At 71.1% G+C, this 11,572-nt stretch carries 12 protein-coding genes; 4 read left to right on the top strand and 8 right to left on the bottom strand.

From position 1 onward, the window contains the following. Window positions 1–47: 47 nt before the first annotated feature. Window positions 48–833 carry an isoprenyl transferase gene (locus tag VIP82_RS01645; RefSeq protein WP_331905559.1) on the bottom strand — a complete coding sequence of 262 codons (786 nt, stop codon included), beginning with the start codon at window positions 831–833 and terminating at the stop codon, window positions 48–50. Between the two features lie 111 nt (window positions 834–944). Between VIP82_RS01645 and trhA the strand changes: the two genes are divergently transcribed. Next, a complete protein-coding gene (trhA, locus tag VIP82_RS01640) occupies window positions 945–1,688 on the top strand; it encodes a PAQR family membrane homeostasis protein TrhA (RefSeq protein WP_331905558.1) in 744 nt (247 codons plus the stop codon). A 64-nt stretch (window positions 1,689–1,752) separates the two neighbouring features. Here trhA and VIP82_RS01635 read toward each other — a convergent pair whose 3' ends face one another. Next, window positions 1,753–2,076, bottom strand: a complete 324-nt coding sequence (locus VIP82_RS01635) for a hypothetical protein (protein ID WP_331905557.1) — start codon at window positions 2,074–2,076, stop codon at window positions 1,753–1,755. A 117-nt stretch (window positions 2,077–2,193) separates the two neighbouring features. Here VIP82_RS01635 and VIP82_RS01630 point away from each other — a divergent pair, with 117 nt between their 5' ends. Then, on the top strand, window positions 2,194–2,586 hold the full coding sequence (locus VIP82_RS01630) for a DUF4307 domain-containing protein (protein ID WP_331905556.1): 393 nt from the start codon (window positions 2,194–2,196) through the stop codon (window positions 2,584–2,586). 99 nt (window positions 2,587–2,685) lie between these two features. Next, window positions 2,686–3,177, top strand: a complete 492-nt coding sequence (greA, locus tag VIP82_RS01625) for a transcription elongation factor GreA (RefSeq protein WP_331905555.1) — start codon at window positions 2,686–2,688, stop codon at window positions 3,175–3,177. Between the two features lie 30 nt (window positions 3,178–3,207). Here the strand turns inward: greA and ilvA are convergent, their stop codons facing one another. Beyond that, window positions 3,208–4,494 (bottom strand): threonine ammonia-lyase, encoded by a 1,287-nt coding sequence (ilvA, locus tag VIP82_RS01620; protein WP_331905562.1) that lies wholly within the window; start codon window positions 4,492–4,494, stop codon window positions 3,208–3,210. Between the two features lie 8 nt (window positions 4,495–4,502). After that, window positions 4,503–5,708, bottom strand: coding sequence for an AI-2E family transporter (locus VIP82_RS01615; protein ID WP_331905554.1), 1,206 nt, complete (start codon window positions 5,706–5,708; stop codon window positions 4,503–4,505). An 84-nt stretch (window positions 5,709–5,792) separates the two neighbouring features. Between VIP82_RS01615 and VIP82_RS01610 the strand changes: the two genes are divergently transcribed. After that, the gene (locus VIP82_RS01610; RefSeq protein WP_331905553.1) at window positions 5,793–7,121 is read left to right on the top strand and encodes a winged helix-turn-helix domain-containing protein; all 1,329 of its coding nucleotides are present in this window, start codon (window positions 5,793–5,795) and stop codon (window positions 7,119–7,121) included. Between the two features lie 38 nt (window positions 7,122–7,159). On the opposite strand, the gene VIP82_RS01605 is transcribed toward VIP82_RS01610, so the two are convergent. The 4 genes from VIP82_RS01605 to VIP82_RS01590 form a co-directional block, all read right to left on the bottom strand. Further along, the gene (locus tag VIP82_RS01605; protein WP_331905552.1) at window positions 7,160–8,257 is read right to left on the bottom strand and encodes a DNA glycosylase AlkZ-like family protein; all 1,098 of its coding nucleotides are present in this window, start codon (window positions 8,255–8,257) and stop codon (window positions 7,160–7,162) included. Window positions 8,258–8,345: 88 nt separating this feature from the next. After that, complete coding sequence (locus VIP82_RS01600; protein WP_308869567.1) at window positions 8,346–8,912, bottom strand: LemA family protein; 567 nt, start codon at window positions 8,910–8,912, stop codon at window positions 8,346–8,348. Between the two features lie 83 nt (window positions 8,913–8,995). Beyond that, on the bottom strand, window positions 8,996–10,309 hold the full coding sequence (locus VIP82_RS01595) for an FAD-linked oxidoreductase, L-gulonolactone oxidase family (RefSeq protein WP_331905551.1): 1,314 nt from the start codon (window positions 10,307–10,309) through the stop codon (window positions 8,996–8,998). Next, complete coding sequence (locus VIP82_RS01590; RefSeq protein WP_331905550.1) at window positions 10,306–11,535, bottom strand: alanine racemase; 1,230 nt, start codon at window positions 11,533–11,535, stop codon at window positions 10,306–10,308. Before VIP82_RS01590 ends, VIP82_RS01595 begins: the two co-directional genes overlap by 4 nt. Window positions 11,536–11,572: the final 37 nt, after the last annotated feature.

Genomic DNA, 11,572 nt, shown 5'->3' with positions numbered 1-11,572 from the left:
CAGCGCCTCGACGAAGGAGAAGCTCCGTGTGGGATAGACGCGGTCGGTCAGCCCCCGAAGCGGCGCTCCCGCGAGGTGAAGTCGCGGATGGCCCGCAGGAAGTCCACCTCGCGGAGGTCCGGCCCCAGCGCCTCGACGAAGTAGAACTCCGAGTGCGCCGACTGCCACAGCAGGAAGTCGCTCAGCCGCTGCTCGCCCGACGTGCGGATCACGAGGTCGGGATCGGGCTGACCGCCCGTGTAGAGGTGCTCCCCGATCTGCTCGGGCGTGAGGCTCGCAGCGAGCTCCTCGAGGGATCCGCCCTGCTCGTCGTGCTGCGCGATGATGCTGCGCACGGCGTCGACGATCTCGCCGCGTCCGCCATAGCCCACCGCGAGGTTGACGTGCATGCCGGTGTTGTCCTTGGTGCGGGCTTCGACGTCGGCGAGCACCTGCGCGAGATCGCCCGGCAGCGCGACGGCGCGGCCCACGTGCTTCACGCGCCAGTCGCGCTCGTGCGACAGCTCGTCGGCGAGCTCGGCGATGATCTCGATCAGATCCGACAGCTCGCGGGAGTCGCGCTTGCGGAGGTTGTCGTTCGAGAGCAGGTAGAGCGACACGACGCGGATGCCCACGTCGTCGCACCAGCGCAGGAACTCCTTCATCTTCGCCGCCCCCGCGCGGTGGCCGTGCGCGGCCGAGTCGTACCCGAGCTGCTTGGCCCAGCGGCGATTGCCGTCGATCATCATCGCGAGGTGGCGGGGCACGGCCGCGGGATCGAGCCGGCGACGCAGGCGGTTGATGTAGAGGCGGTAGAGGGGCCCTCTGCCCTCGTTCGTCTCGCCGCGCGCCACAGACCTACGCTACCCCTCGCGCAGCGCGGACCCTAGCGCGGCCGGCCCCCGGGCATCCAGGGGTCGGGCCATGTTCCCCGGCCGGCATGCGGCGCCGTCTACGCTGAGGTGATGAGCCGTCGTCGCAGTGCCCCCCGGGCCCCCGAGGTTCCCGTGCTGCCCCTGATGGATGCCGCCGCCGTCGACGCGGCGACGCCCGAGATCAAGCCCTCCTGGCGTGGCTGGATCCATGCGGCCACCTTCCCGATCGCCATCGTTGCCGGCATCGTGCTGATCGCGCTCGCGCAGGGCGCACCGGCCAAGTGGGCGTGCGCGGTGTTCATGGCCACATCGCTGCTGCTGTTCGGCAACTCGGCGCTGTACCACCGGTTCGACTGGAACCCGAGGACCAAGGCGATCCTCAAGCGCATCGATCATGCCAACATCCTGCTGCTGATCGCCGGCACCTACACCCCGATCGCCACGCTCGCGCTTCCGCCGCAGGAGGGCGCGCTGCTGCTCGTGCTGGTGTGGAGCGGCGCGCTGGTCGGCATCCTGTTCCGGGTCTTCTGGATCAACGCGCCGCGCTGGCTCTATGTCGCGCTCTACCTCGCGCTGGGCTGGGCGGCGGTCATGTACCTCGTCGACCTGTTCGAGGCCAACGCCGCCATGATGATCCTCGTCGCCGTCGGGGGGCTCCTCTACACCGGTGGCGCCATCGTCTACGCGCTCAAGCGGCCCAACCCGTGGCCCGGCCACTTCGGCTTCCACGAGATCTTCCACGTGTGCACGGTGCTGGCCTTCCTCTGCCACTGGACGGCGTGTCTGCTGATCGCGCTGAATCCGCTCTCACCGTCTCTCGGCCTCCCGGGCTGACCCGCCCGGTGCCGCCGCAAGCGGCAGCGCGTACCTCAGCGCTTTCGGAGCGCTTCCGCCGCGCTCAGCTCTTCGGAGCGGCTCCGCCGGCGTCGTCGCCGCGGTTCTCGTCGTCCGCAGGATCGATGCTCTCGTCGTCGACCTCGGTGGCCTCGGTCGCCCGCGCCGCCTGCTCCTCGGCATCCAGCTCCTCCTGGATGTCGGCGCGCACGCGGCCGCGGCGGATGCGGCGCATCATGTCCCACACCAGCAGGATCACCGCGATCGCGATGAACGCGGTGACGACGAAGCCCACGACGCCGGGCGTCACGATGTCGGGGTCCACCTGGGAGGGCGTCGGCGTCGGAGTCGCCGCGGCGCTCAGGAGGGCGACGATCGCGTGCTGCATGGGGTCCTCGCTCTGCCCGCGGAGCGGGCGCTGTCGTCGGGGGTGCGCGCGAGCGCATAGCCTGGAGTTCCAGCCTAATCTTTCCGATCCGGGCCGATGAGACGTCAGGGGTGCGGCGTGACCACGCAGGACATGCTCGACGAGCGCTACGGCCGTCAGCGCTCCCCGGGACGTCGCTGGGCGATCGGCGCCGGCATCCTCGTCGCGGTCGGAATCGTCGCCCTGTTCGGCTGGTTCACGGTGCAGAACGCACTGGACGCGGTCGACTCCGACACGACCTCCTTCGAGGTCGCCGACGAGCACTCGGTGACTCTCGGATTCCAGATCACCGCTCCCCCGGGATCCGCGGTCGCCTGCGCGATCGAGGCGCAGGACGAAGAGCACGGCGTGGTGGGCTGGAGGGTGGTCGAACTGCCGGCCTCCGACCTCCACGCGCGGGCATTCCGCGAGGTCATCCCCACCACCGCGCTGGCGACGACAGGTTTTGTCAACTCCTGCTGGGTGACGTAGTCTGACGGGACATCAGTCGAATCGCGCCCTGGCCGTGAGCCAGGGCGTTCGGTTTATGCCCGTGCCGTTCGCACGCCGGGCCCAACGAAGGAGTCAGCCGTGTCCACCGACGCCCCCGTGACCTTCCTCACCCAGGACGCGTACGACCGCCTGGCCGCCGAGCTCGAGCACCTCTCGACGACCGGCCGCGAGGAGATCGCCAAGCGCATCGAGGCCGCGCGCGAAGAAGGCGACCTCAAGGAGAACGGCGGCTATCACGCCGCCAAGGACGAGCAGGGCAAGCAGGAGGCCCGCATCCGGACTCTCCAGCATCTGCTGAAGACCGCCACGGTCAGCGAGGCTCCGCAGAGCACCGGCGTGGTCGAGCCGGGCACTGTCATCACCGCGATCATCGCCGGCGGCGAAGAGGTCTTCCTCCTCGGCAACCGCGAGATCGCCGTCGGCTCCGAGCTCGATGTCTACAGCGAGGCCTCGCCGCTGGGCACCGCGATCCTCGGCCGCAAGGAGGGCGAGAAGACCTCGTACACCGCTCCGAACGGCCGCGAGATCTCCGTCGAGATCGTCAAGGTCGAGACCTACAACGGCCAGTAGCAGCCAGGCCCGCCGAGCGCGTCCCGCGCGCTAGTCGGGGACCACAGTCGGCGCGTAGCCGGCATCCTCGAGCACCGAGATGACGTGCGCGCGATGCTCCTCGCCACGCGTCTCGACGCTCAGCTGCAGGATCACCTCGCTGATCTGCAGCCCCTGCCCGTGGCGGGTGTGCAGCACCTCGATGACGTTCGCCCCGGCGATCGCCAGCAGCTCCGACACCTGCGCGAGCTGACCGGGGCGATCGGGCAGCGGGATGCGCAGGGTCATGTACCGGCCGGATGCCGCCAGCCCGTGCGCGACGACGCGCTGGAGCAGCAGCGGGTCGATGTTGCCCCCCGACAGCACCGTCACGGTCGGACCGCTCGCCACGACCTTGCCCGCGAGGATCGCGGCCACGCCGACGGCGCCCGCGGGCTCGACGACCTGCTTGGCCCGCTCGAGCAGCACGAGCAGGGCACGGGCGATGTCGTCCTCGGTGACCGTGACCACCTCGTCGACCAGGTCGCGGATGATCTCGAACGGCAGGTCGCCCGGCCGCGCCACGGCGATGCCGTCGGCGATGGTGGGCAGCGTCGGGATCTCGAGCGGATGCCCCGCCGCGAGGGATGGCGGATACGCGGCGGAGTTCGCCGCCTGCACGCCGATCACCCTGACGGTCCGCCCCTCCGCGGCCGCGCGGGCCTTCACGGCGGCGGCGACGCCGGCGATGAGCCCTCCCCCGCCGATGCCGAGCACGATGGTGTCGAGGTCGGGCAGCTCGTCCATGAGCTCCAGGCCGAGCGTGCCCTGGCCCGCGATGACGTCGGGGTGGTCGAACGGGTGGATGAAGACGGCGCCGGTGCGTTCGGCGAACTCGGCGGCCAGCCGGAGCGGCGTCTCGACGGTGGCTCCTTCGAGCACGACGTCGGCGCCGTACCCGCGCGTGGCGAGCAGCTTCGGCACGGGCACGCCCAGCGGCATGAAGATCGTCGCGCGGATGCCGAGCGCCTTGGCCGCGAGCGCCACGCCCTGCGCGTGGTTGCCGGCCGAGGCGGCGACGACGCCGCGCGCGCGCTCCTCCGCCGTCAGCCGCGACAGGCGATACGTCGCACCGCGGATCTTGAACGAGCCGGTCCGCTGCAGGTTCTCGAGCTTCAGATGCACCGGCACGCCCAGGACGTCCGACAGGTGCTGCGACTTATCGAGCGGAGTATGGGCGATGACGCCCTCGAGCGTGGCCCTGGCGTCCTCGAAGTCCGCGAGCGTCGGCACGATGAACGCCGACGAGCCGGCGTCTGCGGCGGTCGCCACGGGTCGGGCGTGGCCGGCGGAAGACATGGCGGTGGTCACGAACGGACTCTCCTCTGCCGCGGAACGGTGCTCCAGATGAGGTCGCCGGAGGGTTTGACTCCGGTCTCCCAGGCGCGTTCGGCGAGATAGACGGCGACGACGTTGACGAATGCCGCGAGCGGCACGGCGAACAGGGCGCCCGGGATGCCGGCGATCATCGCACCGCCGGCCACCACGAGCACGACCGCGAGCGGGTGCACCTTGACGGCGGACCCCATGAGCAGCGGCTGCAGCACGTGGCCCTCGAGCTGCTGCACGCCCAGCACCACGACGAGCATCCAGAGCGCGATCCACGGACCGTTGTAGACGAGTGCGAGGAACACGGCCACGGCCCCGGTGACGACGGCACCGACGATCGGCACGAACGCGCCGAGGAAGACGAGCACGGCGACCGGGATCGCGAGCGGGACGCCGAGGAGGGCCGCGCCGAGGCCGATGCCGATCGCGTCGATCGTCGCGACCAGCAGCTGCGTGCGGGCGTAGTTGACGACGGTGACCCAGCCGGCGCGTCCGGCGCCGTCGGCCGCGGGGCGTGCCTTCTTGGGGAACAGCCGCAGCGTCCACCGCCAGATGCCGGCGCCATCGGCGAGCAGGCACAGCAGGATGAAGAACGCGAGCACGGCGCCGGTGACGACGTGACCGATCGTGGATCCGATCGCCAGCGCGCCCGACCAGAGGAGCTCGGCCTGTTGCTGGATGAAGACCCAGCCCTGATCCAGCAGGTCGTCGATCTGCTCGGGGCTCAGATGCAGCGGCCCGTCGATGAGGTACTGCCGGAACTGGTCGATCGCGGCGACCGTGCTGGCCTGCACGGAGTCCCACTGCTGCATGATCTGCCAGACGACGAGCCAGAGCAGTCCCGTCACGATCGCGAGGGTGCCGACGACCGAGATGACGATGGCGAGCCAGCGCGGCACCCGCCGGCGCAGCATCCACGCGAACGTCGGCCATAGCAGAGCGGTGATGAGGATGGCGATCAGGAGCGGGATGACCAGCAGCTTCAGCTGGATGACGAGCCAGACGCCGATGCCGATGGCTGCAGCGACGACGATCACCCGCCACGAGTAGGCGGTGGCGACCCGGAGACCGCGCGGCACCGCGGCGGAGGTCTCGGTGGAGACCACACGGCTGCGGTCGCGGACGGCATCGAAGAGCGAGCTGCGGGGCTTGTCGTCGGAGCCGCTCGTACGCCCAGTGCTCATTCGCCCAGTCTAGGCGCGTCGCATTCCGCGACGGTCATGAAGACGGCGGGGCGGATGTCGGAGCCGCTGGCTAGGCTGACGCGCGTGAAGTCCTCACTCAGCGCCGCAGAAGCGCGGCGTGTCGCGCTCGCCGCACAAGGGTTCGCGCGCCCGCGCCCCTCCGCCGCGGGGACGCGGCAGCTGAACGGCGCGCTGACGCGGATGGCGACGCTGCAGATCGACTCCGTCAACGTCTTCGCCCGGTCGCACTACATGCCGCTGTTCTCGCGCCTCGGCGCGTACGACACCGCCGCCCTCGACCGGCTGCTGTTCGCCCGGCGCTCGCCGTACGTCGAGTACTGGGCGCACATGGCCTCCTTCATCCCCGCCGCCGACTGGGGGCTTTTCGACTTCCGCATGCAGGCGATGCGTGCCAAGTACGGTGGTGCCGGCAGCTGGTCCGACACCCATCGCGAGATCGTCGGCTGGGTGCGCGCCGAGCTCGCCGACCGGGGTCCGCTGCGTCCGGCGCAGATCGAGCACGACGCCAAGAAGGGCGCGCGCGGCCCGTGGTGGGACTGGGATGTCGTGAAGCAGGCGCTCGAGCACCTCTGGATGTTCGGCGAGGTCGCGATCGCGGGTCGCCGCGGGTTCGAGCGTCGATACGGTCTGGCGGAGCACGTGATCCCCCACGAGGTGCTCGATGCCCCGGTCCCCCGCGACGACGCCGTGCACGAGCTCGTGCGGCGCGCGGCACGGGCCCACGGTGTGGCGACGGCCGCCGACATCGCGGACTACTGGCGGATCGCCGATCGCAAGGCCATCACGGCGGCGCTCGACGATCTCACCGACGCCGGTGAGCTGCACCCCGTCACCGTCGAGGGGTGGACCGCCGGGAGGCGACCGGCCAAGGTGTGGCTGCACCGAGAGGCGGTCGTGCCGCGGCGCATCGAGGCCGCCGCGATCCTCACCCCGTTCGACCCCGTGGTGTGGTTCCGGGATCGCGCCGAGCGGCTCTTCGACTTCGAGTACCGCATCGAGATCTACACGCCGGCACCCCAGCGCCGATTCGGCTACTACTCGCTTCCCGTCCTCATCGACGACGACATCGTCGGCCGCGTCGACCTCAAAGCCGATCGTGCCGCCTCGACGCTGCGCGTGCAGGCGGCGTGGTGGGAGCACGGACGACCCGCGGATGCCGCACCCCGCCTCGCCGCGGAGCTCCGTCTCGCGGCCGCCTGGCAGGGACTGGAGTCCATCTCGATCTCGCGCTGGGGCGACGCGGTCGAGGACCTCGCCCGCGTGATGCCCGAGGCCGTGCGGCATGACTCCGGGCCGGCCGAACCCGTCGCCCTCTCGCCCGAGGAGCCCGGTGCCGACGAGCCTGCGACCGCGAAGCCGGGTGCCGATGCGGTCGAAGAGCTCGTGAGCTGACGAAGGCGCAGGCGGCGGGCGCGCGCTGGACTTCGGTCTCAGGCGGCGGGGGAACCCAGGACGTCGAGGCCGAGCCAGCGAGCGAGATCCTGGATCTCGGCATCCACCGCCTGGCGGATCTCGTCGGTGAACGGCTCGTCCTCGTGCACCGCGTGCACCCGCAGAACGCCGGCCTTGCGATCGCTCTTGGCGTCGAGCTTCCCGACGAACCGATCGCCGTACAGGATCGGCAGCGCGAAGTAGCCCCACCGGCGCTTGGCGGCCGGCTTGTACATCTCGAGCAGATACTCGTACCCGAAGATCTCGTCCAGCCGGCGGCGGTCGAACACCAGCCGGTCGAAGGGTGACAGCAGCGCGGTGCGCGGCGCGAAGGCGGCGAGCCCCTCGAGCGCGTCCGGGTCGACGCGCCACGAGCCGTCCGTCCCGTCGACCACCGCCTCCTCGCCGATCTCGCCGACGTCCACCGGCTCCAGCGGCTGCGCGATGCCCTTCGCACGCGCGATGCCGAGCGAGGCGAGGCGGCGCTCCGCTCGCTCCCGCGCGGCCTCCTCGTCGGGGAGCGCCACCACATCGGCCGGGTAGACCCTGTCGGCGACATCGAACAGCCGGCCGGCGGCATCCCTCGACGAGATGGCCACGTCTCCGCACATCACGAGGATCTCGAGGAGCTGCATCGAGTTGCGGTTGTTCGTCCACCCCGACGAGCGCCACGACACCTGGGCCGCATCAGGGATGTCGGCGGCCCGCAGCGGCCCCTCAGCGCGGAGCCGGGCCAGCACCTCGCGCCGGAACACGTCGTTGGCGGCCAGCCACTCCCGTGCCTGCGCCGAGTGCGGCCGGTGGCGCATCTCAGCAAGCAGCAGCGGAAGGTCGGTCATCGCCCGGTAGAAGCCGCCCCACTCGAACACGGCGCGGTCCTCCTCGACCAGGCGCACGAGGTCGGCCGGCTGGTACGGCCAGCCGAGCCGGCTCCACAGGATCAGGTCGGCGCTGGGTGCGATCGCCGCAGTGGGCTCGATGTTCACGATGGTGAGCGCGTCGATCGTCTCCACGATCCCTGCGGGCCGCTCTGCTGTCAGCAGCTGTCCGCGCACCGCGATGCGGCGCGCCTCCTCACGCGTCAGCCGGAGAGTCACGCCCCGACGCTACCGCCGGGCGGCGACATCCGGTGCGTTCGGGAAGATCTCGATGTGCTCGCCGGCGCTCGCAGTGCTCCGAGTCGCGTCAGAACTGCACGCGCGGCGGCTCCGAGATCGCGGCGCCGTCGATCACCTCGAAGAACTCGCGCTCGTGGAAGCCCAGGTTGCGCGCGAACATGTTGTTCGGGAACACCTTGATCTTGGTGTTCAGCTCGCGCACGCCGCCGTTGTAGAAGCGGCGCGAGGCCTGGATCTTGTCCTCGGTGTCGACGATCGACTGCTGCAGCTGGAGGAAGTTCTGGCTCGCCTGCAGCTGCGGGTACGCCTCCGCGACGGCGAACAGCGACTTCAGCGCCTGCTGCATGCGTCCCTCTGCAGCGCCCGCCTCGGCGGGGCCGGTCGCCGACAGCGTGTCGGCGCGCGCCTGCGTCACACGCTCGAACACGGCCTTCTCGTGCGTGGCGTATCCCTTGACGGCCTCGATGAGGTTCGGCAGCAGGTCCGCTCGACGCTTGAGCTGGACGGTGATGTCGCTCCACGCCTCATCGACGCGCACGTTCAACTGGACGAGCGAGTTGTACGTCGCCCAGAGATAGATGCCGACGATGACGGCGAGCGCCACCACGATAAGGACTGGGATCAGCCATTCCATGTGCCGAGGCTCCGTTCGGTAGTGACCTCATCCTACCGACGCGGGCCCTCGCGGCATGAGGCCGATCCCGGTACTCTCAGCCGTTACCCACCGAGGACGCGATCCAGATACGGGTTGCGGAACAGCCGCTCGGGGTCGAGGCGATCACGGAGGGCGACGAAGTCGTCGAAGCGCGGATACCGCTCGCGGAATGTCTGCGCGCCGAGGGTGTGCATCTTGCCCCAGTGCGGTCGCCCGTCGAAGCCGAGCATGATCTCCTCGACCGCCTCGAAGTACTCCGTCGGGTCCTCGCGCCAGTACCTGTGCACCGCGATGTACCCCGAGGCGCGGCCGTAGGCGGTCGACATCCAGCGGTCGTCGGCCGCGGCGAAGCGCACCTCGACGGGGAAGCCGATACGCCATCCCCGCTCGTCGACGAGCGCGCGGAGCGCCTCGAACGCCCGCCGCACGTTCGCCGCCGGCAGCGCGTATTCCATCTCGCGGAACCGCACCGACCTGCTGGTCGCGAACACGCGGGCCGAGGCATCCGTGAACTCCCGGTCGCCCCACACCTTCGCCGACACGCGGTTGATGGTCGGGACGAGTGCGGGGATCGCCCGGCCCGTCGAGCACGCCACCTGGTGCAGGCCGCTCCCGACGAGCGTGTCGTCGACCCACTTGCCCACCGGCGAGAGCGGATGCCGCGGCGCGCCGTCAGGCAGGCGCGTGTTGGTCTTCGTCATCGCGCGGTCGGTGTGCGGGAACCAGTAGAACTCGAAGTGGTCGGCCGCCGCCACGCGGTCATCGAGCGCCGCCAGCACGGCGTCGAGCAGCTCCGGCTGCTCCACCGCATGCAGCACGTAGGCGGGAACGCACTGCAGCGTGACATCGACGAGGATGCCGAGCGCGCCGAGCCCGAGAGCGACAGCCGGAATCAGCTCAGGGTTCTCGTCCTCGTTCACGGTGAGCAGGTCGCCGGAGGCCGTGACCAGCGTCGCGCCCACCACCTGCGCCGCGATGCCGCCGAAGCGGGCGCCGGTGCCGTGCGTGCCGGTGGAGATCGCTCCGGCGAGCGACTGCCGGTCGATGTCGCCGAGGTTCTCCATCGCGAGGCCGAAGGGTGCCAGGAGCGCCGGGATCCGGTGCAGACGCGTGCCGGCGAGCAGGGTCACCCGGCCGCGATCCACATCGACGGACACGAGGCCGCTGAGATCGCGGAGCTCGAGCAGCGCCCCCGGTGCCACGGCGATGCCGGTGAAGCTGTGGCCCGCCCCCACCGCCTTGACGGGGATGTGCTGAGCTGCCGCCGCGACCACCGCTCGCTGCACGGCCGCCACCGTCGGCGGGAACTCCACGCGCTGCGGTCGCACCGACTCCGTCCGCGCCCAGTTGCGCCAGACGCCGCCGGGGCGGGTCACAGGAACGCCTTCCCCTCGCCGCGGTACGTCGGCAGCACTCCGACGCGTTCGTCGCCGTCGACCAGATGGTATGCGGCGACGCGTTCGGCGAGCTCTCCGCTCTTCGAGTGGCGGAACCAGACGCGGTCGCCGATCCGCAGGTCGCGTGCCGCGTCCCCGCGCAACGGCGTCTGCACCTCGCCGGCTCCCTCGCGCGGCGCCATGCGCAGGTCAGCCGGCCACACGGCACGCGGCTGGCGCGACTCGAGAGCAGGCCCGGACGCGATCCATCCGCCGCCGAGCACCGTGGCCACGTCGGGGGCGGGCTTGCGTACGACCTCCAGCCCGAAGGCCGCCGCCGGCGCCGGGTCGAAGGCGCGGTAGCCGTCGAACAGGTGACCGGCGAGCAGTCCGCTCCCGGCGGTCACCTCGGTCACGGACTGATCGGATGCCGTCAGCTCGAGCGACCCCGTCCCTCCGCCGTTGACGAACTCGAGGGGCGCGATGTCGCGCAGGGCGGCGACGATGGCCGCGCGGCGGTCGAGCAGCTCAGCGGCCGAGCGGCGCTGCATCCAACGGATGACGGCATCCCCCGACCCCGTCGCGTCGCCCTGACCGGCGATCTGGGCCTCGTACATCATCAGGCCGACGAGCCGGAAGCCGGGGCGCGCGGCGATCGAACGCGCCAGCGCAGCCACCTCCGCCGCCTCGTGCACGGGCGAGCGCAGCACGCCGATGTGACCGAGGGCGGGCGCACGCCACGACGCGTCCGCGTCGATGGCGACGCGGATCTCAGGCCGCGTGCTCGGCGCGGCGATGGCGTCGACCAGGTCGAGCTGGGCGAGGTCGTCGACCATCAGGGTGACGCGTGCGGCGGCGGCCTCGTCCGCCGCGAGGGCCGCGATCGCCGCGCGGTCGACCGTCGGGTAGCCGAGGACGATGTCATCCATGGTCTCCGCGAGCCACAGCGCCTCGGGGAGCGTGAAGGCGAGGACGCCCGCGTAGCCCGGCAGAGCGAGCACCGCGTCGAGAACCTCGCGCACCCGCACCGACTTGCTCGCCACGCGGATGGGGACGCCTCCGGCTCGCACGACCAGGTCGAGGGCGTTGTAGCGCAGGGCCCCGGCGTTGATGGCGGCGACGGGGCCGCTGATCTCGGCGAGGGCGTGGGTCATGGCGCCCCAGTAGAACGCGGGGTGGGCCCATGGCTTCGTCGCGGTGGGTGAGGACAGCAGATCGAGACTCATACGGCTCGCTTCGGGTGCGTGCGCATCGCACCAGCCT

Source organism: Microbacterium sp., from assembly GCF_036566905.1.
In the GTDB taxonomy this organism is placed as follows: domain Bacteria; phylum Actinomycetota; class Actinomycetes; order Actinomycetales; family Microbacteriaceae; genus Microbacterium.
This window is presented reverse-complemented; position numbering and strand designations above follow the sequence as displayed.

What these genes read in the sequence shown, in the direction of transcription:
- VIP82_RS01600 (WP_308869567.1), bottom strand. Translation starts at nt 8,912, where the DNA reads ATGGAATGGCTGATCCCAGTCCTTATCGTGGTGGCGCTCGCCGTCATC.
- VIP82_RS01590 (WP_331905550.1), bottom strand. Translation starts at nt 11,535, where the DNA reads ATGAGTCTCGATCTGCTGTCCTCACCCACCGCGACGAAGCCATGGGCC.
- VIP82_RS01635 (WP_331905557.1), bottom strand. Translation starts at nt 2,076, where the DNA reads ATGCAGCACGCGATCGTCGCCCTCCTGAGCGCCGCGGCGACTCCGACG.
- ilvA (WP_331905562.1), bottom strand. Translation starts at nt 4,494, where the DNA reads ATGTCTTCCGCCGGCCACGCCCGACCCGTGGCGACCGCCGCAGACGCC.
- VIP82_RS01615 (WP_331905554.1), bottom strand. Translation starts at nt 5,708, where the DNA reads ATGAGCACTGGGCGTACGAGCGGCTCCGACGACAAGCCCCGCAGCTCG.
- trhA (WP_331905558.1), top strand. Translation starts at nt 945, where the DNA reads ATGAGCCGTCGTCGCAGTGCCCCCCGGGCCCCCGAGGTTCCCGTGCTG.